Raw genomic sequence first — 19,201 nt, 5'->3', positions numbered from 1 at the left:
TAGCAAAAAAGCGTCTAGCCCTTTTGGTCTAGACGCTTTTTTACGATATTTTTCTTAGCAAACAGTTTTTCTTGCTCCGTGAATAACTCAGAAAGTTGGCGGTAAGAATGAAATAAGTTGGGCCGCGAAAGTATATAAGTTAATCTTTCTTCAAGATTAACCGGTTTTATTTCTAACAGCTTAAATGGAATAGGCTCTTTTGAATGAACTTGTCTATCATTTGACCAATTAAGAAATTGAAGAAAATAACCGATCCCTTTCTTCATTAATTGAAGTGTGGATTTTTGATCGCGATTACGATAAAGCTTTTCAAGTTCAGCTCTTACCTCACCCCAATTCGCTAATAAGAGGGAAATATTCTCATCCGAAGCTTCTAAATCTAGCTCCTCTAGATAAGGGATGATTAGTTTATTATCCATTCACTACTTCCCTCGCCTTCATTCTCTTTTTACCTTCCCTGCACAGCTCTAATAAAGGACAAACAGGGCATTGTGGGTTTTGCGCTTTACAATGATATCGGCCAAAGAAAATTAATCTATGATGAGTAACAGACCATTCGTCCTTAGGGACTTTCTTCATTAACGTTTTTTCCACTTCTAAAACGGAATCCTTCCAGCGGCATATTCCTAGGCGTTTACTTACTCTTTCTACATGCGTATCCACGGCAATGGCTGGTATATTAAAAGCCACTGATACCACAACATTCGCTGTTTTCCTTCCAACACCAGGAAGTTTCGTTAATTCATCACGATCACGCGGTACTTCTCCATTGTATTCATCCAAAAGTAATCGGCACAAACTTTGGATATTCTTTGCTTTGTTTCTATAGAGTCCTATAGAGCGAATATCATTTTGCAATTCTTCTAGAGACACACTTAAATAATCCTCTGGAGTTTTGTATTTTTTAAATAATTCTTTTGTAACTTTGTTGACGAGTACATCCGTACATTGTGCAGACAATGCCACTGCTATCACAAGCTCAAATGGATTTGAATGTATAAGTTCGCAATGTGCATCAGGAAACATTTCGTCCATTTTATCTAGACAAAAACGTATCTGTGTATTGTTTAACAAAGAGAGTCACCTGCCATGAGTAATAATTTTATAAAAATGGAAACAAACGAGAGGAATTTCCCTCTCGTTCAATATGTTTATTGCTCGAGCCAATTGTAAAAAGGCACAGAATGAGTTGAAGACGCTTGAGTATCTTGAGCAGGTCTATTAGGAGTTTGCTTTTGGCGAAACTTTCTTCCATGATTTTTAGCTTGTTCAATAGTCTTAATGCCATTCTTTTTCCATTCAAAAAGAATCCTGTCAATATACCGGAAATTTAACTTTCCTGACATGACTGACTCTCGCAAGGCTGCCTTGATAATAATGGGATCATGGTGGTCATCATCCATCCACATGGCCAATGATTCACATTCAAACGGGGATAGAGGCCGTCCAAATTCCTTCTCAAAACACGTATAAAGATCACTTTCGTCTGCCTTTTTAGTAACTTCCTGTGACTGTTTATTTTTCATTAAAAATTGTTCTACAAGTCTCTCCCATAATGGTTGAACGGAGTATTTCTCAAACCTAATTCCTTCTGATGAATATTCATCTATGATTTCAATAAACCCTTTTTGGATTAATCTTCGCAGAATATCGTTACATTCCGAAACGGTAATCGTCATTCGTGAGGAAAGCTCTTCTGGGGTTGGGAAGTCATTTCCCTTTTCTATAAAGGTAATGATATTTAATAAAAGAACAAGTTCATATTCATTAAGATTCATATTGCGGTACTCAGAAAATAATACAGCAGGAACCGTTATATTACCTTCCTGAAGCCATGATAATATATTTGTTTTCATCTTTACGACACCTCTTGATTAGTATAACATGAACAACCTGCCTGAGTAAGAGGATGGGCTTATCCAGATTTTATCTAAAAAGTAAAAAGCCTGCAGATGCAGACTTTTTTGGGTCATCCAATATTTTTAATCTTGACGTTTCGATTCAACGAAATCTCTCATTCTTGCAACAGCTTTTTCTAGTAAATCTAGAGAAGTTGCATAGGATAGTCGGATATTATCTGGAGTACCGAACCCAGAGCCTGGAATAACCGCTACCTTTGCCTCTACTAATAGCGCTTCTACAAAAGCATCAACATCAGAATATCCTGTTATGTTAGCTGCTTCCTTTACATTTGGATATAAGTAAAAAGCTCCTTGTGGCTTTACACAGGTGAAACCAGGTATCGAAACTAATTGATTATATATTACTTCTAACCGATGTTCGAATGCCTGCCGCATTTCTTCTACGGGCTCTTGTGGACCATTATAAGCAGCGATAGAGGCATACTGTGCAGTTGTCGTCGGATTAGATGTACTGTGACTCGCAAGATTTGTCATTGCTTCAATAATCTCCTTATTCCCTGCCGCATAGCCGATACGCCAGCCTGTCATAGAGTGTGATTTTGAAACTCCATTAATAACAATGGTCTGCTCCTTTAATTCCGGTGATAGCTGCGCAATTGATACATGCTTATGTTCACCATATATAAGCTTTTCATAAATCTCATCCGAAACGATTAATATGTTTTTTTCAAGACATAATTTACCTAATTCCCGCAGTTCCTCTGCTGTATAAATTACACCAGTAGGGTTACTAGGCGAGTTGATAATAACTGCTCTCGTTCTTTCGGAAATGACCGAATTTAATTGTTCAGGCGTAATTTTAAACTGCTGTGATTCTAATCCATCTACATATACAGGAACGCCGCCTGCTAATTTAACTTGCTCAGGGTAGCTTACCCAATAAGGTGTAGGGATAATAACCTCATCACCTTCATTTAAGAGTACCTGAAAGAGCGTATACAACACATGCTTCGCACCATTTCCTACAATAATTTCATTTAATTTATAGGAAAGACCTTGGTCTCTTTCAAATTTTTCTATAATGGCTTTCTTTAAAGCAGGTAATCCTGCGGAAGGAGTATACTTCGTATGCCCTTCATTCATGGAACGAACTGCCGCGTCTAAAATATGCTGTGGAGTGTTATAGTCTGGCTCACCAGCTCCTAAACCAATCACATCCACTCCTTGTTCCTTTAGTTCTTTCGCCTTTGCTGTAATTGCTAATGTTGTTGACGGTGTAAGCGCCAGTACTCTGTTTGCTAATTTTACTGCCATTTCCTTCTCCTCCTGCTCCAATAAAGCTATAAATTTTCAATTTTTTTTAACCATTCACCTGTTTTAAAGTGAACATAATAATAATTTATTAAATTATTTTCAGAACGGTAATATATTTCCCATAATGGGATACTATTTTCCATTCCTAATTTAACGGAGATAATCTTTTTTGGACTCTTCTCATCCAAAAGTCTTTGTACTGCATCTTCTTTTGAGATTCCGTTTTTCCGTTTATCCCAAATGACTTTCTTGCTCTTCTCAGGAATCCATACGATGATATCTTCACCCTTTTTATTTTTTCCCTCTAGAACACTTACCGTTTCTGTTCCGTGATAGATATGGAAATCATCTACTTCACTAATCTCGACTTTTTCCTTTGCCAAGGAAACGGCTTTTTCTTCTGCTGCATTTAACGGCTCCTGGGCACTTGCATACACTTTAATAAATACCCCTACACAAACTGCAATAAATAAAACTATACCTAAGATTATTTTTTTCATTGTACTCCACTTCTTCCAGCTTCGAGGCGGTCGCCTTCGCTTTACATCTTTATGTACGATAAATCGTAAAAATGGCTTTACTTTGATCTTCCTTGTCGAGTGCCAAGCCGAACATTAGGTCCTGCTGTTTTAAGGTTCGATTAAGGGCATCAACAATTTTGTATAAGTCCGGACTATGCGAAAGCTTTACAGTCGAGAGGACTTCTATTTTTGATTCCATAGTATTCCTCCTTTATCTCTCTAAAGCAATAATATCAGCTATAGTCTCCCTTTTCTACAGGAAAGGTAAATACTTCGTAGTTATTTTCGGTAAATTTTATCGTTATCGTACCATGCTTTTTGGTAAAAAAGACTTCTGACCATGCATCCTGCAAATTATAGATAATATCAGGGTCAGGTTGGTGCTGCTCTGACTCAAACAAAATCGCTATTTGCGGATTAACATATTGAATTAATCTCTCAGATAACGAATCTTCCATAGCCCAGTTAGGTACTTTAAAAATCGTAACGTCTTCTAATGGTTTATGTAATAAATTTTCTTCTACTTGGTCACTAGAGGAAGTCATAAAAAAAATGCGATGCTTAAAAAACTTTAGGGTAAAATCGATTCCTTCATTTTCACCTTTTCCTGTAAATAGTACCTCTGCAGATAAATCAGGGAACAATTCTTGGGTTATACTCTCGTTCCATGGAATCACTTCCACTTCGGAAAAGGGCGAAGTCATATTTTTTATTTCGTTTGTTATCTCAGGTGTTGAAATCAATTTCTTTACTTTATATTTTGGTATCATTTGAGTAAGTTGGTCAACAAATAAATTCTGACGGCTGGTAATAATTAATGTTGAAACTTCTTTTACACGGTATGTTTTGAGTAATTCACTTAGGTTTTCGCTTGTTGCTTCTCCACCCGTATTAACCAAGATATTTTCTCCATTTGAGCCTTGAATAAGAGTGGCTTCACCATCACCTAATCCTAAAAACGTAACAGCAATCTCATGGTCCTTTAAATTTAAATCGATGCTTTCCACATTACTATATTCAAAAGTAGAGGCACTGCCAATCGAAGTTAACTGAAAGAAGATTGCTGCCACAATTAATAACATTTTCATACACATACCTCCCATATCATTAGGATGTGTAAATTTTCCAAATTTCATTATAACCATTTGTAAATTATTTGAACTAACTCGTCGATATCTCCCTTTTTCATCGGTACATCAGGAATTGATTTAAGAAAAGCCTTACCGTATTTTGTAGTAGTAATCCTTTTATCAAAAACCATCATAATCCCCCGATCTTTTTCAGTTCGGATCAAACGTCCAAAGCCCTGCTTAAATCGGAGAATTGCTTCTGGCAATGAATACTCCGTAAAAGCATTTCCACCCTGCTGTTTGATGACTTGACATTTAGCTTCTGTCAGTGGTTCGTCAGGAGGACTAAATGGCAATCTGACAATCACAAGACAGGATAAATCCTCTCCTGGAATATCTACCCCTTCCCAGAAGCTGCTTGTCCCTAGCAGAATGGCTTTATCATACCTTTGGAAATTTCTTGTGAGTCTGGTTCGGCTGCCGCTCGTAATTCCTTGAGCAATCATCGCAAAGTCATTGAGGAATCCACTTTCTTTAATAAGCTCATAAGTTTTCTTTAACATGTCGTGAGCGGTAAAGAGAATCAACATTCTTCCATTAGTTGCCTCAGCAATTGTGATAATGTGTTCAGTTATGGCAATGACATAATCTTCTAGACTCACTGCATTTACCTCTGGTAAATCCTCAGGAATTAAAAGCTGAACCTGATTTTTATAATCAAAAGGAGATGGGATAACCTTGGTTAAAGTATCCTCTTTGACTAGCCCAATTTCTTTTAGAACGTAATCGAATGAATGATTGACAGTCAGGGTTGCTGAAGTTAAGACAACTCCCTTTTTACTATTAAAAAACCTCTCCTTCAGCGAAGCCGATACAAAAGCTGGCTGGGCATAGAAGGTGGTTACATTCTGTTGAGAACGGAAATCTATTTCTATCCACTTAACATCATTTGATTTTTTAATAAAGCAATCTTGAACTGTCACTCTCAGCTCTTCTAGTTCATTTCTAAAGGATATGATTTCCTCTAATTTTCCTTTTTGTTTACTTTTTAGTGATTCCTTATATTTTTTTACCAGTCCTAGACGCTGTGTTATCGCAGTTTCCAGGTCTTTCAATAAGAATGCAAACCGCTCGGCACTATGGACTAAGGCATTTTTTTCCTTGCCTCCATTGTTATGTGAAAAACGCACCTTCGCTCGATTTAAGCCTCTTCTTTCTCCAGAATTTGATTTTGCATACAGGGCAGTCAGTTTAAAAAACTCGTCCATTTCATAAGAAAGATCGGCTGCCAGTTGATTTACTTTCCCAAGAGGTACCTCATCCCTAGCAATTTTTAGAGAATCAAGTATCATTTCTAGCTCATAAAACAGCAGGCGCTGCTCATATTGACCAAATTGGCTTACAAGCAAACGAGTAGTTAAGTAGTCTAATGAGCGGCCAAAATATTGACTTGCTACCTTCTCAAAATGATGTCCTTCGTCAATGACAGCATATTCAAATTCTGGCAATAGGGATGTTTCAGCTGATAGATTACTTAATAGCAGTGAATGATTAGTGATGATGATGTCTGCATTCTTCGCTTCGCTTTTGGCACGTAAATAGAAATCTTTTTCCTGCCAAAGTTTATTCATTGGGAAGATTGTTTGATCATTTTTAATTTTATTCCAAAAAATATTGCCTCCGCTTGAGAGGTTTAGCTCATCTCGATCTCCCGTATCCGTTTCCGTCAGCCAGACAAGTATTTGCATTTTAGTTAACGTGGTATCGTAATTGTCATTTTCCTCCAACAAAGAAAGAGCGAATTTCTCTAAGCTAATGTAATGATTTCTCCCTTTTAACAAAACACACTTTATTTCAAAAGGAAGGATCTTTGTTAGTAAAGGAATTTCATTATGAATAATTTGTTCTTGTAGTTGAATGGTATGTGTACTCACTACAATTGGCTGCTTATTTTGTTTTGCAAAATAAGCAACTGGAAACAGGTATCCAAGAGATTTTCCAACACCAGTTCCTGCTTCAATGAGAGTATGCTTCCTAGATTCAAAAGCATGGTAAACCCCATCCATCATTTGAAATTGTCCTATTCTCTTTTCAAAGTTGGTAAAAGCACGTTTAACCATATCCACTTTTTCGTCTTCGCCGGTTGGAAACTGGTACTTCTCCTCATATTGCATCCGAGTGGAAGTTGTACTGCTCTGTGTTTTTTTCAAGGCAAGTGTATTGTTACATATTTCAATCGATTCGTACCAGCTGACGCTTGTTAGGTCTAATTCTAAAATAATTTCTTCTATCAGTTGTTGTAAATCACTTTTTAAGCCCCCTGCAAGCTGCGAAAGCTGTCGGAGCGTGATTTCCGGTAATTGAAATAAATGATTTACAAGTATAAGAAATAGCTCAGCCGTGACTTGAGCATCACTATCAGCCTGGTGAGGGCGATCATGTTGCAGATCCTCTCTAACTGCTAAGTCTGATAACTTATAGCCATCGGCAGTAGGAAATATAATTCTTGCCATTTCAACGGTATCTAAGACTGATCCATAAAAGCCATCAAATCCAGCTTGAATTAACTCTTCCTGCAAAAAAGACAAGTCAAATAAAACATTATGCGCAACGAAATAAGCACCTTCTAATAACGAGTTAACCTTCGGGGCTATTTCTTCAAATAATGGAGCATCTTTTACCATCTTATCCTCTAAGCCGGTTAATTCCTCAATAAAAGCTGGGATTGACCTCTGGGGATTGATTAGAGATGAGAAGCTTTCCGTGATTTTCCCATCTTCAATGACCACAGCGGCAAATTGGATTATCTTATCCCCTTTTTTAGGGTTATTTCCTGTAGTTTCCAAGTCGACTACAACAAATTTATTTTTCATTCTATCTAACACCTCAAACCTTCATTAAAACGGTATCACAAAAAAGCAAAAAGAAAAAGAAAACCTTACGTTATAGTATATAAAATTATCATAAAAAAAGAAAAAATCCCCAGACTGGGGATTTTATTACATAATCGTTAATGCTGGTTCAGCATAAATTAGTTCTTTTATTCGGTTATGTTCATCCATAATCGCTACTTTAGGTTTATGGCTTGGAACTTTTTCTTCAGCTACCAGGCAATATGAGATAATAATAACAATATCACCTTTTTGTACAAGCCTTGCAGCAGCCCCATTTAAACAAATAACACCGCTTCCTCTTTCACCTGGGATGATATACGTTTCAAGTCTTGCCCCATTATTGTTATTAACAATTTGCACCTTTTCATTTGCGACCATACCAACCGCATCAAGTAAATCTTGATCTATTGTAATACTGCCAACATAATTTAGATTAGCTTCCGTCACCGTAGCACGGTGGATTTTTCCATTCATCATATGCCGAAACATTATTTTACTCCTCCAAATTCATGGCTGACCTCTAGGATGATGTTATCTATTAATCTAACCTTTGAAAATTTAACGGCTATCGCTAAAATACAGGTTCCCTCTAGATAATCTAGTGCTTTTAACTGAGGATAAGAATAAATCTCTACATAATCAATTTCTCCATTAGATTCTGAACCTATCAAGTTTGAGATTACATTCTTAATAGCTCGAGGGTTCCGTTCCCCTCCCTCTATAGTCTCCTTAGCGGTGGTTAGGCTTTTGAAAAGAACTACAGCTTGACGCCTCTCATCAGGCAATAAATTAACATTTCGAGAGCTTTTCGCAAGACCATCTTCTTCACGGACAATATCTACAGGAATTAATTCAATCGGAAAATTAAAATCCGTGATCAACCCCTCTACAACAGCAACTTGCTGCGCATCCTTCTTGCCAAAATAAGCCCTTGTTGGCAGCACAATATTAAATAGCTTCGTTAAAACAGTTGCTACACCATTAAAATGGCCCGGTCTAGACTTCCCGCATAAAACATCGGTACGTTCCTGTACAATTACGCTAACGGAAGAAGAATGCGGATACATTTCTTTTGCTGAAGGATAAAAAAGGTAGTCTACCCCTTCACACTCAGCTAATGATTGATCTCTCTCAAAATCTCTAGGGTAAGTTGAAAAATCTTCTGTCGGACCAAATTGCAGCGGATTTACAAAAATACTTAAAACAACAATCTCATTATCTTCTCTCGCTCTTTTTAATAGAGTTAAATGACCCTCATGTAAAAATCCCATAGTTGGCACAAATCCGATTGATTTAGATTGGGATTTCAGTTTTAAAATTTCTGTTTGCATATCTTGTATTGTGGTAATGACTCTCATTTTAACCCTCCGTAAAGTCCACTAAGCTCTCTTTCTTTCATCGTAAAGGAGTGTTTATCTTCAGGAAACTGTTCCGACTTTACTTCTTTCACATAGGATTGAATGGATTCAAGAATAAACGGATTAAGGGAGTAATATTGCTTTACAAACTTAGGCACCCTCTCTACACCATAACCTAAAATATCGTGATAGACGAGTACCTGTCCGTCTACCTCTCCCCCTGCTCCGATACCAATTATTGGAATGGTTACATTCTTTGCAACTTCCTCTGCAAGCTGCTTAGGTACACATTCTAGCACAATAGCGAATGCCCCGGCTTCCTCACATTTTTTTGCGTCTTGCAGTAATTTCATTGCACCTTTCGCGTCTTTTCCTTGAACTTTATAACCGCCTAATACGCCCACGGATTGCGGAGTTAATCCAAGATGACCACAAACCGGAATTCCAGCATTAGTAAGCGCTGAAATCTGTTCTATTACATCATCTGCTCCTTCTAGCTTGACAGCGTGAGCCCCCGACTCTTGAATTAATCTGCCGGCGTTCTGTAACGTATCCCTTACTGATAAATGATAGGTTAAGAACGGCATATCAACGACAATAAACGTATCTTTAGCTCCTCGTTTAACCGCTTTTGTGTGATGAATCATGTCTTCCAGCGTCACTGGCACTGTGGAATCATATCCAAGTACCACCATACCAAGAGAGTCTCCAACTAAAATTAAATCCACTCCTGCTTGCTCTGCCTGCTTAGCAGATGGGTAATCATAAGCAGTGAGCATGACGATTTTTTCCTTGTTTTCTTTCATTTTCAAGAAATCTGTACTTTGCTTCATCAACATTCCCTCCTTTTTAGTAGGAAGAGGGGTTAAAAAAGAGCAAATAAAAAGATCCAACTGAAGGCAGAGGATCTTGGTACTCTTTTACATGTTTTATCCCTCTGTCCCGGTCCGTTATACGGATCTAGGCAGAAACCTTTTTTAATTGTAAAAAGCAGTTTCAGGTGCAGCTCGAAAGCGATACCGCCCATTATTTGAATTATAAGAAAAAATTCAGAAAACCGCAAGAAATTCTTTTCATCAATAACCGCTATCTTTATAACTCAATATCCGCTGAGTAAATATGGTGTGTTTTTCCATGTTCATCAACCAATATTAAAACTCCATCATCTGTAATTCCTTGTGCGGTACCGATTATGGAATTAGAGAGTGTGCGGGCAGTAATTTTCCTGCCAATACTAATGGCATACCCTTCCCAAAGAAGCTTGATAGGAAAGAAACCTTCTTCAAGATAAAGGAGATACAATTTTTCGAGATTCAGAAAAATCGCCTTGATTAAGTCCGAACGGGATACTTTTTCCCCTTTTTCAAGAGAAAGTGATGTGGCAATCTCTTTCAACTCACTAGGAAAGTCTTCTTTTGTTTGGTTAACATTCATGCCGATTCCAATGATGATTGAATTGATACGATCCGCTTCTGCTTCAAGTTCCGTTAATATTCCCGTTACCTTTTTCCCTCTAATGAGGATGTCATTAGGCCATTTAATTTCCGGCAGCAGACCTGTAAGATCCTCGATCGCCTGAACAATCGCCACCGCTGTTAATAGCGTTAATTGTGGCGCCTTTGGCAGCGGAATGTTTGGTCTTAGGATAATACTCATCCAAATGCCTGTATACTTAGGTGAGTGCCATTTTCGATCCATTCTCCCACGACCAGCTACCTGCTCTTCTGCAATAATAACTGTTCCTTCTGGTGCATTTTCAAAAGCTAACCGCTGTGCAATTTTTTGAGTTGATTCCACGGTTTCTTCATAGTGAACGTTCTTACCCATAAAATTTGTTTTTAGTCCAAGCCGAAGTTCATCTGCTGTGATTTTTTCGGGTGTTTTCACAATCCGATATCCCTTACGCCGTACAGCTTCCAATTCAAATCCTTCTTTACGGAGTTCCTCAATATGCTTCCAGACAGCTGTCCGGGAGCAGCCAATCAATTCTGCAATCCGCTGCCCCGATAGGTAGGCTTCCCCAGCATTTGTGAAGGCATCAAGCAAATCTTTCCTTAGTTGTGATTGCACTCCATCAGCCACTCCTTTATGATTTTTTTATTATTTGCTATTTTACCTGCTATAATAGCATGCTCAACCCTTAACAATACTTCTTTCACCCATGGTCCGCCGGTTTTGTTAAACCAATTCATTAGGTCATTTCCTGTGACATCCATCTCTGACCGATCTTTAATCGGAAGTTTTTCAAACAATTGTAAATAATGCTGAATGGTATTTTGATTCTCAATCCCTTTTATGACAAGGTATAGAATTTCAGACGAAACAAAAACTTCTTTACCAGCAGTATATAAATCATACAAGGACCAGCTAGTTTCGATTCTCTGATACAGGTACTGAAGTATAAGCTGAATCTCCCTGATTTCCTTCAAAGGGATTCGCCAGCCCCTGAGAAAATGCTCGATGTCCTTCTTCTCGATATTCAGACAGTAAACAAGCAATGCCCACATTTCACGTTTGTTTAATTTTTCAAGCTTGTACCCAACCATTAATTTAATGCCGTCTTCTCCACCCGATAAACCTGGTAGGTGGGAATAAATATTCGTTTGAAGAATTAGTTCTAATGCTTGCTTTCGATCATCACCACAAAGTAATTTTTCAAACTCAGCTTGTTTTCGTTCAACCGCAATATTTTCAAGTAAATGTACCGAGTCAATCAATGCATTTAACGTTTCCTTTTCAATTTTGAATGATAACTGACTAACAAAACGCACTGCACGCATCATTCTTAAAGCATCCTCTTGAAATCGATCAACTGCTTTTCCAACTGTTTGTATGACTTGGTTCAAAATCGAAATTTTCCCATTAAAAGGATCAATAAGGTTTCCATTCTTATCCATAGCAATCGCATTCATCGTGAAGTCTCTACGCTGCAAATCTTCCCTCAGATTTCTAATAAATGAAACTTCTTTCGGTCTGCGAAAATCTTCATATTCTGCTTCACTACGAAACGTAGTTATTTCATATGACTGATTTTCAAAAAGGACTAAAACAGTTCCATGTTCAATTCCTACATCAACAGTTTTTGGGAATATTTGCTTAACTTCACTAGGGGTTGCTGAGGTTGCAATATCCACATCGTTTATTTCCTTATTTAAAAGGAAGTCTCTGACAGAACCTCCGACAAAATAAGCTTCAAACCCGGCAGATTCCAGCTTTTCTAAAACTGGTACTGCCGCTAAAAATGGCTCTCTCATTCAAATCACCCTTAATTTAAGAGCTTAAAATATAATTGCTCATATTGTCCGACAATTTCTTGTGCTCTAAATTTTGTGTTAACCACAGCAATTCCGTTAGCAGCAAATTGCTGATGTAATTGTTCGTCACTTAATACCCTGATTGCCTTTGTAGAAATATCTTCAATATCCCCTAATTCACATATGTATCCTGTTTCTCCATGCTGAATGACTTCAGGCATTCCACCAACATTCGTACCAATACACGGCACCCCGCATGCCATTGCTTCGAGCGCCACCAGACCAAAGCTTTCCTTTTCTGATAATAAAAGCTTTAAGTCACTGATTGAATACAACTCATCAAGGTTTTCCTGTTTCCCAAGCAGGTGAACTTTATCCGTTAATCCTAATTTTTTGACTAACCTGCACACAGGAGTCATTTCAGGACCGTCCCCTACTAGAAGTAATCTAGCCGGCAACGCTGCTGATATTCTGGCAAATGTCTTTACTACGTCCTGAACTCGTTTAACTGGCCGGAAATTCGAAACATGGATGACAACCTTTTCGTTATCTTGAATCCCAAATTCTTTTTTTAAATGATTTGCTTCTCTCTTTTGATAAATTCTCTCGTCAATAAAATTATAAACCGTTTCGATTTGTTTGTCTGGCTGAATAAGTTCATGTGTCTGATTGATTAAAGACCTTGAAACAGCTGTGACAACATCCGATTTCTCTATGCCAAACTTAATGGCTTCAGTTAGCGATGGATCGTAACCTAATACCGTTATATCTGTCCCGTGAAGGGTGGTGACTATCTTAACATCCACCTTCGACATTTGTTTTGCCAATATTGCACAAACTGCATGCGGAATTGCATAATGAACATGAAGAATGTCTAAATTCTCTCTGTTTGCAACCTCTGCCATTTTACTAGCTAAAGCAATGTCATATGGTGGATATTGAAATACAGAGTATTGATTTACTTCAACTTGATGATAAAAAATATTATGATACATTCGATTAAGTCTAAAAGGTATGCTCGATGAAATAAAATGAATTTCATGTCCCTTTTCAGCAAGCATTTTTCCTAATTCCGTGGCTACGACTCCAGAGCCGCCAACCGTGGGATAACAGGTAATTCCAATTTTTAATTTCCTCATTTTTAATCTCCAATCAAGTCACGATTCAGGAGGATTGGCACATTTGATTTAAAACCTTCTGCAAATTTAACTCCAACTTGTTGACCGAATAATCTTTCTCTTGCTTCAACGGTTTCTATATACCCATTTACAAGCGGTGTTTCAACACTACTATCTGTTTGTTCAAATTGGCTTTTATAGGCCCTTAAAGCAGCTATTTTATGCTCTATTGTCTCTGAAATATCAATGGTGAAATCTGGTTTATGAAATCCATTTATCATATAGAAATATAGCCTCGAAACTTTATGAGGTGCTTCTTCATTTTTCGTTTGGTATTTTCTTATTCCAGCAGAAAAGACCGCCTCTTCTACAAGGCGGGCGCAGTTCCCATGGTCAGGATGACGGTCTTCAAAATAGGGGGCAAAGACAACTTGTGGCTGGAATCGTCTAATGACCGAAGCAATCTCTCTAATAAATTCTTCCTTAAGAAGGAGCCCTCTGTCTGGCAACCCCAAAGACAATCTCTCAGTCACACCCAATATTTCAGCCGCTTTCTTTGCTTCCTGCTTTCTTAATACGATGGTCCCGTTTGAAGATAAATCTGCATCAGTTAAATCACAAATTCCTATCCTTTTTCCACTCGCTGAAAGTTTTGCAATGCTTCCTCCCATGCCGATTTCCACGTCATCGGCATGGGCTCCAAATGCTAGTATATGTAAGGGATTAACGTTCATCACTTTCACCGTTTTTATGAAGTATATTCCTCCACTCTAGAAACCCTTCATCTAAACCTCTTATCAGGAGTTCAGCAGTCCCCATGTTTGTTGCAAGAGGAATTGAATAGACGTCACATAAACGAACAAGTGCAGTTACATCAGGTTCATGTGGCTGCGCAGTTAGCGGGTCACGAAAAAAGAAAATGGCATCCATTTTATTTTGTGCGATCATTGCACCTATTTCCTGATCTCCCCCAAGTGGACCAGACTGAAATCTTGTAATAGGTAATCCTGTTGCTTCTTGAATTCTCAATCCAGTAGTCCCAGTTGCAAAAAGCGTGTGCTTTGAAAAGATTGTTTGATAGGCTGTTGCAAATTGTACAAGATCATTTTTTTTATTATCGTGTGCGATTAAGGCTATATTCATGGTAGTACTCCTATTCTAGAATATTTTCAAGTCCATAAACAAAAACATCTTGCTTCATTACGGTCTCAACTGCTATTTTCACACCGGACATGAAGGATGCGCGATTGTAGGAATCATGACGAATCGATAGTGTTTGCCCATCTGAACCAAATAAAACTTGTTGATGAGCAACTAACCCAGGGAGTCTCACAGAATGGATATGCATTCCATTAAACTCTGCACCCCTAGCGCCACTGATTGTTTCTTTCTCATCAGGATGCCCCTGTTCTTTAAATTCTCTCACAGCTGCCATCATTTCAGCAGTTTTAACCGCAGTTCCGGATGGAGCATCCAATTTTTGATCATGATGAAGTTCGATGATTTCAATATCATTAAAATATTTTGCAGCCATTTGCGAAAACTTCATCATTAATACAGCACCAAGTGCAAAGTTTGGGGCTATTATACACCCTAACTTCTTGTCCTTACAAATACGCTCCAACTCCTCTAAGTCTGCTTTTGTAAACCCAGTGGTTCCTACAACTGGCCTCACGTTATACTGCAGAGCTGTTCTCGCATGATGCATACCAACTTCAGGTGTAGTAAGGTCAATTAATACATCACACTGAGCACTTTGAAGACCCTTTTCAATGGTTGAGTAAATGGGAACATTTTTAATAGACTGGAAACCGTCCAGGTCACTTAACATGTGGTCGTCATATTTATGGTCAACTACTGCCACTAGTTCAAAATGTTCAGTATTTGTTACCATTTTTACTGCCTCACTCCCCATCCTGCCACGAGGTCCCGCAATTATAATTTTTACGCTATTCATTCATTTACTCTCCTCACTGATATTTTCTATCCTCGTCCAACGATCCTTATCTCTCGTATTAAATTTATTCATGACATAATTATGCGCCTCTTCCAAGTCAATATTTAATGAATTGGCCAGGCAAATAATAACAAAAAGAAGGTCTCCAAGTTCCTCCTCAATAGCCTTTTCGGTTTCACTGGATTTCTTTGGCTTCTCACCGTAATAATGATTGACCTCTCTAGCAAGTTCTCCTAGCTCTTCTGTTAGACGTGCCACCATTGCCAATGGACTAAAATAACCTTCTTTAAATTGACTTATGTATGTATCTACTTCCGTCTGTAAATCTTTGATAGACTTCCCTTTGGGCACACCCATTCACCTCTTTTGATAATTACAAAAGCTTCTACTAAATACATTAGCGAAAATAGGTTCGTTTTACAAATATTTTTATATCAAGTAGGCTCTTTTCTTAAGCCCCGATGCTTTTTTGGAACAAAATTTAACTAAGATAAGAGCCTGCAAACTAAATCTAAAGCACAAAATAGATATTTCTACGTTAAAATCGGCTTTAAGATTTTAACAACAATCTTTTAGAAAACAGCCCTTACGTATAAACTTTCCTGCTTAAAATTGCTCTTCTATTGTTAATTCGCTATAATAAAAGCCGCTGGCTGGGGAATATTTGGCAAAGGAGGAGAAATCATGATATTTGGTCTTAAAATTAAAAATGTTTTATTTATCTTAATTGGAACAGCAATTATGTCTTTTGGACTGGTCCATTTTAATATGCAAAATAAACTTGCTGAAGGTGGTTTTACAGGTATAACCCTTCTTCTTTATTTCATGTTCAAATGGGATCCATCTTATACAAACTTAATTTTAAACATCCCGCTCTTTTTTATTGGATGGAAATTGCTTGGGAGAAACTCTTTCATCTATACAATGCTTGGTACGGTTGGCCTCTCCCTATTTTTATGGATATTCCAACGTTATTCTATCGACATGCCGCTGAAGGACGACTTGTTGCTGGCAGCACTATTTGCGGGTGTTTTTCTAGGAATTGGTTTAGGTATTATCTTTCGTTATGGTGGTACAACAGGTGGAGTAGACATCATAGCACGACTTGTTCAGAAATATGTAGGCTGGAGCATGGGGAGGACCATGTTCATTTTTGATATATGTGTGATTGGGGCTTCTGTTCTTACCTATCTCAATTATAGAGAGGCGATGTATACACTGGTCGCTGTATTTATTGGAGCACGAGTAATTGATTTTATCCAAGAAGGGGCCTATACCGCCCGAGGTGCGATGATTGTCTCTGAAAGAAATGATGATATCGCCAAAAAAATTATGGCTGAAATGGACCGTGGTGTCACCGTTCTTAAGGGGTATGGATCTTTTACAAAAATGGATCGTGAAGTTTTATACTGTGTTGTGGCTAGAAATGAGATTGTACGTTTGAAAAATTTAATTACTTCCGTTGACCCACATGCGTTTGTTTCGGTTACCATTGTCCATGATGTCCACGGAGAAGGTTTTACACTAGATGAAAATAAAAAACCAATTGAAATTTAAAAAGCAATGTCCAGCTGGACATTGCTTTTATTCATTACTTCTATTCATTCCAGTAAAGATAAGGACTAGCCTCAATAACTCTAAAACAGCTACCGCAGCTGCTGCTACATAGGTTAAGGCTGCAGCATTTAAAACCTTTCTAGCATTCCGCTCTTCCTCATTACGGATTAACCCTAATGAAACTACTTGGTCCATTGCGCGATTGGAGGCATTAAATTCAACCGGTAACGTAATCAATTGAAAAAGTACAGCCGCTGCCATGAATACAATACCAGCTAACAAAAGTCCGCTCATTTGAAAAAAAATCCCCATCAAAACAAGTACCCAAGAAAAATTAGATCCAATATTTGCCACAGGTACTAAAGCATGACGGAACCGTAAAAATGTATAACGCTGTGCGTCTTGTATAGCATGTCCACACTCGTGGGCTGCAATGGCAGTAGAAGCTATGGAATGACCACGAAAATTTTCAGGGGATAGCCTAACCGTTTTCGACCTTGGATCATAGTGATCACTTAAAAATCCTCTTCCCTCTTCAACTCCCACATTAAAAAGCCCGTTTGCATTAAGCACTTCCCGCGCTACCTCTGCCCCTGTACGATAGCTGGAATTAGCTACACGAGAATATTTTACAAAAGTACCCTTCACCCTAAATTGAGCCCATAAGGGTACCAACATAACAATAAGAAAATAAATTAAAAATCCCATTTTGAACCTCCAGTACTTCTATAGGTGTAATCATCTACGTGAAGTTCAAACTTAATCCTTATGCACTCTAGAACGATTTTTTCGCATATCCTTTTCACCCTGATATTTTCTCCAACCTACATAAGAAAGAGTTAAAATGATAATGCTTCCTGTAGATATGATTACCCACCACAGTGATGGGTCTGCTTCATCCTCATCCATGTTTTCAAAAAGATTTTTTAAATCCATTTCTAGACCTTCTAATTCCTGTTGGCTTTTAACGTTGTTAACAACCTCTGAACGATATTCATCAATAAAATTGATGCGTGCGTCTATTCTTTGAATATTCTCTGCTGAAACATCAATTTTCATACTTGGATAAATAACATTGTATAAGGCCATAAAATTATTGAAATTTGAATGAAAATGTGCAGAATCACCTGTATTTGCTGCTTCTCTCGCTTCATGGAATGCCGTTAAAATTTGATTCTTCATTTCAGTCCATAATGGCTGATGACTCGTAGCAATCGCATCAACCACTAAACGAAACTTGGTAAGTCTTTTAACTCTTTCCTCGTACTCCATATTTGTGCTGGCTGCCGCCTCCATTGCCTCGTCATGAGATACGGTAATAATTCTTAATTCATCCATCGTAAAGGGATGTTCTTTTTTTGAGATGTCTGAGAACTGCTCTGAAAAATAACTTAAAAGCTTTTTACCATCCTCATACCTCTGAAACTTTATCATTTGAAGTGCTTCATCAGAGATATTATCAAGCTTCTCTATCGGTGTTTGCAAATTCGCACTAACCGCCATGGGAGAGAGCATAATGACAATGAAAAATATTAGAACCCATTTGTATTTCAAACCTTGTCCCCCCTATCATTACTATTAAAATGTATGAAGGGTTGGACAAGGTTAGACCATCTTTTATTCTACCTAAAACTATTTTCATTCTAGTTTTTAAATAGTAAGTTTAAATCGATTCGGTCGTATGACAAAATAATAACCAATTCCTACTGACAACACCGATAGCCAAAAGGTAAAATAACCAATTTGTGGTGTAAAATCATTTAACATGTGATAACGAGGGAGCATGAAAAAGACATAATCTATCACATCATTATGTAAAGTCCATAGCGCTGTAACAATCAAATGCCACCATCTAAATCGATAAAAAGGGGAATACAGTAATGCTTGAACCGCCATAGCAAAATGAGAAAATATTAACATAACGCCGATCCAATCCAACTCGCCTTGAACAGAAAAGACTAGAAGATTCATCACCACAGCCCATATTCCATATTTAAATAAAGTGACAATCGCAAGTGCCTCTATAATCGGCCAATTCTTTTTCAAAAGAAACGCCACTAGAACAAAGACGAAAAATAAACTAGCAGTAGGGCTATCAGGTACAAAAATAAGGAAAATAGTGGGCGTTTCTTTTAACTGCCACCCATACCATATATACCCGTAAATGGTCCCTGCAATATTAACTAAAAGCAATAACCATATAAACGACTTGTTGGCCAGTAGAGGATATATCCATTTCACTTCTATTCCTCGTTTCTTTTAATAATAAAAGCTGACGAAAATCCGTCAGCTTTTT

Annotated in this window: 22 protein-coding genes; 1 reads left to right on the top strand and 21 read right to left on the bottom strand. The window is 37.8% G+C overall.

Annotation, left to right across the window (positions count from 1 at the left end; all coding sequences use genetic code 11):
* Positions 1-14: 14 nt before the first annotated feature.
* From ACN6MT_RS14205 to ACN6MT_RS14120, 18 genes are all read right to left on the bottom strand, one after another.
* On the bottom strand, positions 15-419 hold the full coding sequence (locus tag ACN6MT_RS14205; protein WP_419956286.1) for a YpoC family protein: 405 nt from the start codon (positions 417-419) through the stop codon (positions 15-17).
* The gene (nth, locus tag ACN6MT_RS14200) at positions 412-1,074 is read right to left on the bottom strand and encodes an endonuclease III (RefSeq protein ID WP_419956285.1); all 663 of its coding nucleotides are present in this window, start codon (positions 1,072-1,074) and stop codon (positions 412-414) included. The genes ACN6MT_RS14205 and nth overlap by 8 nt, the downstream gene beginning before the upstream one ends.
* Positions 1,075-1,151: 77 nt before the next feature.
* The gene (locus tag ACN6MT_RS14195) at positions 1,152-1,856 is read right to left on the bottom strand and encodes a DnaD domain protein (protein ID WP_419956284.1); all 705 of its coding nucleotides are present in this window, start codon (positions 1,854-1,856) and stop codon (positions 1,152-1,154) included.
* 126 nt (positions 1,857-1,982) lie between these two features.
* Positions 1,983-3,176 (bottom strand): pyridoxal phosphate-dependent aminotransferase, encoded by a 1,194-nt coding sequence (locus tag ACN6MT_RS14190; protein ID WP_419956283.1) that lies wholly within the window; start codon positions 3,174-3,176, stop codon positions 1,983-1,985.
* Between the two features lie 26 nt (positions 3,177-3,202).
* A complete protein-coding gene (locus tag ACN6MT_RS14185; protein ID WP_419956282.1) occupies positions 3,203-3,676 on the bottom strand; it encodes a DUF5590 domain-containing protein in 474 nt (157 codons plus the stop codon).
* 49 nt (positions 3,677-3,725) lie between these two features.
* A complete protein-coding gene (locus ACN6MT_RS14180) occupies positions 3,726-3,896 on the bottom strand; it encodes a YpmA family protein (protein ID WP_082799341.1) in 171 nt (56 codons plus the stop codon).
* A gap of 34 nt (positions 3,897-3,930) precedes the next feature.
* Complete coding sequence (locus ACN6MT_RS14175) at positions 3,931-4,785, bottom strand: ATP-dependent DNA helicase (protein ID WP_419956281.1); 855 nt, start codon at positions 4,783-4,785, stop codon at positions 3,931-3,933.
* A gap of 47 nt (positions 4,786-4,832) precedes the next feature.
* Positions 4,833-7,640 (bottom strand): ATP-dependent DNA helicase DinG, encoded by a 2,808-nt coding sequence (dinG, locus tag ACN6MT_RS14170; RefSeq protein WP_419956280.1) that lies wholly within the window; start codon positions 7,638-7,640, stop codon positions 4,833-4,835.
* Positions 7,641-7,766: 126 nt separating this feature from the next.
* Entirely contained in the window at positions 7,767-8,150 is a 384-nt protein-coding gene (gene panD, locus ACN6MT_RS14165) for an aspartate 1-decarboxylase (protein WP_063251207.1), read from the bottom strand.
* A complete protein-coding gene (panC, locus tag ACN6MT_RS14160; RefSeq protein ID WP_419956279.1) occupies positions 8,150-9,019 on the bottom strand; it encodes a pantoate--beta-alanine ligase in 870 nt (289 codons plus the stop codon). The genes panD and panC overlap by 1 nt, the downstream gene beginning before the upstream one ends.
* Entirely contained in the window at positions 9,016-9,852 is an 837-nt protein-coding gene (panB, locus tag ACN6MT_RS14155) for a 3-methyl-2-oxobutanoate hydroxymethyltransferase (RefSeq protein WP_063251209.1), read from the bottom strand. The genes panC and panB overlap by 4 nt, the downstream gene beginning before the upstream one ends.
* 259 nt (positions 9,853-10,111) lie before the next feature.
* Positions 10,112-11,089, bottom strand: coding sequence for a biotin--[acetyl-CoA-carboxylase] ligase (locus ACN6MT_RS14150; protein WP_174524386.1), 978 nt, complete (start codon positions 11,087-11,089; stop codon positions 10,112-10,114).
* Entirely contained in the window at positions 11,074-12,273 is a 1,200-nt protein-coding gene (locus ACN6MT_RS14145) for a CCA tRNA nucleotidyltransferase (protein WP_419956278.1), read from the bottom strand. The genes ACN6MT_RS14150 and ACN6MT_RS14145 overlap by 16 nt, the downstream gene beginning before the upstream one ends.
* 11 nt (positions 12,274-12,284) lie before the next feature.
* Positions 12,285-13,412 (bottom strand): N-acetyl-alpha-D-glucosaminyl L-malate synthase BshA, encoded by a 1,128-nt coding sequence (bshA, locus tag ACN6MT_RS14140; RefSeq protein ID WP_419956277.1) that lies wholly within the window; start codon positions 13,410-13,412, stop codon positions 12,285-12,287.
* Positions 13,413-13,414: 2 nt separating this feature from the next.
* On the bottom strand, positions 13,415-14,125 hold the full coding sequence (gene bshB1 / locus ACN6MT_RS14135) for a bacillithiol biosynthesis deacetylase BshB1 (RefSeq protein ID WP_063251213.1): 711 nt from the start codon (positions 14,123-14,125) through the stop codon (positions 13,415-13,417).
* Positions 14,115-14,534, bottom strand: a complete 420-nt coding sequence (gene mgsA, locus ACN6MT_RS14130; protein WP_063251214.1) for a methylglyoxal synthase — start codon at positions 14,532-14,534, stop codon at positions 14,115-14,117. The genes bshB1 and mgsA overlap by 11 nt, the downstream gene beginning before the upstream one ends.
* A gap of 10 nt (positions 14,535-14,544) precedes the next feature.
* A complete protein-coding gene (gene dapB / locus ACN6MT_RS14125; protein ID WP_063251215.1) occupies positions 14,545-15,348 on the bottom strand; it encodes a 4-hydroxy-tetrahydrodipicolinate reductase in 804 nt (267 codons plus the stop codon).
* On the bottom strand, positions 15,349-15,699 hold the full coding sequence (locus ACN6MT_RS14120) for a nucleotide pyrophosphohydrolase (RefSeq protein WP_157411691.1): 351 nt from the start codon (positions 15,697-15,699) through the stop codon (positions 15,349-15,351).
* Between the two features lie 333 nt (positions 15,700-16,032).
* Between ACN6MT_RS14120 and ACN6MT_RS14115 the strand changes: the two genes are divergently transcribed.
* A complete protein-coding gene (locus tag ACN6MT_RS14115) occupies positions 16,033-16,905 on the top strand; it encodes a YitT family protein (protein ID WP_419956276.1) in 873 nt (290 codons plus the stop codon).
* A gap of 27 nt (positions 16,906-16,932) precedes the next feature.
* Here the strand turns inward: ACN6MT_RS14115 and ACN6MT_RS14110 are convergent, their stop codons facing one another.
* The 3 genes from ACN6MT_RS14110 to ACN6MT_RS14100 all read right to left on the bottom strand — a co-directional run bounded on the left by ACN6MT_RS14110 (position 16,933) and on the right by ACN6MT_RS14100 (position 19,146).
* Entirely contained in the window at positions 16,933-17,613 is a 681-nt protein-coding gene (locus tag ACN6MT_RS14110; RefSeq protein WP_419956275.1) for a zinc metallopeptidase, read from the bottom strand.
* Positions 17,614-17,664: 51 nt separating this feature from the next.
* On the bottom strand, positions 17,665-18,459 hold the full coding sequence (ypjB, locus tag ACN6MT_RS14105; protein ID WP_034676241.1) for a sporulation protein YpjB: 795 nt from the start codon (positions 18,457-18,459) through the stop codon (positions 17,665-17,667).
* Positions 18,460-18,555: 96 nt separating this feature from the next.
* Complete coding sequence (locus ACN6MT_RS14100) at positions 18,556-19,146, bottom strand: DUF1405 domain-containing protein (protein ID WP_419956274.1); 591 nt, start codon at positions 19,144-19,146, stop codon at positions 18,556-18,558.
* Positions 19,147-19,201 lie beyond the last annotated feature (55 nt).

The organism is Neobacillus niacini (assembly GCF_048572935.1).
Classification (GTDB): domain Bacteria; phylum Bacillota; class Bacilli; order Bacillales; family Cytobacillaceae; genus Neobacillus; species Neobacillus niacini.
This window is presented reverse-complemented; position numbering and strand designations above follow the sequence as displayed.

Coding starts and splice junctions, on each gene's coding strand:
- panB (WP_063251209.1), bottom strand. CDS start 9,852: ATGAAGCAAAGTACAGATTTCTTGAAAATGAAAGAAAACAAGGAAAAA.
- ACN6MT_RS14205 (WP_419956286.1), bottom strand. CDS start 419: ATGGATAATAAACTAATCATCCCTTATCTAGAGGAGCTAGATTTAGAA.
- bshB1 (WP_063251213.1), bottom strand. CDS start 14,125: ATGAACGTTAATCCCTTACATATACTAGCATTTGGAGCCCATGCCGAT.
- ACN6MT_RS14185 (WP_419956282.1), bottom strand. CDS start 3,676: ATGAAAAAAATAATCTTAGGTATAGTTTTATTTATTGCAGTTTGTGTA.
- ACN6MT_RS14110 (WP_419956275.1), bottom strand. CDS start 17,613: ATGGGATTTTTAATTTATTTTCTTATTGTTATGTTGGTACCCTTATGG.
- panD (WP_063251207.1), bottom strand. CDS start 8,150: ATGTTTCGGCATATGATGAATGGAAAAATCCACCGTGCTACGGTGACG.
- ACN6MT_RS14180 (WP_082799341.1), bottom strand. CDS start 3,896: ATGGAATCAAAAATAGAAGTCCTCTCGACTGTAAAGCTTTCGCATAGT.
- panC (WP_419956279.1), bottom strand. CDS start 9,019: ATGAGAGTCATTACCACAATACAAGATATGCAAACAGAAATTTTAAAA.
- ACN6MT_RS14115 (WP_419956276.1), top strand. CDS start 16,033: ATGATATTTGGTCTTAAAATTAAAAATGTTTTATTTATCTTAATTGGA.
- ACN6MT_RS14145 (WP_419956278.1), bottom strand. CDS start 12,273: ATGAGAGAGCCATTTTTAGCGGCAGTACCAGTTTTAGAAAAGCTGGAA.
- ACN6MT_RS14195 (WP_419956284.1), bottom strand. CDS start 1,856: ATGAAAACAAATATATTATCATGGCTTCAGGAAGGTAATATAACGGTT.
- bshA (WP_419956277.1), bottom strand. CDS start 13,412: ATGAGGAAATTAAAAATTGGAATTACCTGTTATCCCACGGTTGGCGGC.
- ACN6MT_RS14190 (WP_419956283.1), bottom strand. CDS start 3,176: ATGGCAGTAAAATTAGCAAACAGAGTACTGGCGCTTACACCGTCAACA.
- dapB (WP_063251215.1), bottom strand. CDS start 15,348: ATGAATAGCGTAAAAATTATAATTGCGGGACCTCGTGGCAGGATGGGG.
- mgsA (WP_063251214.1), bottom strand. CDS start 14,534: ATGAATATAGCCTTAATCGCACACGATAATAAAAAAAATGATCTTGTA.
- ACN6MT_RS14175 (WP_419956281.1), bottom strand. CDS start 4,785: ATGAAAATGTTATTAATTGTGGCAGCAATCTTCTTTCAGTTAACTTCG.
- dinG (WP_419956280.1), bottom strand. CDS start 7,640: ATGAAAAATAAATTTGTTGTAGTCGACTTGGAAACTACAGGAAATAAC.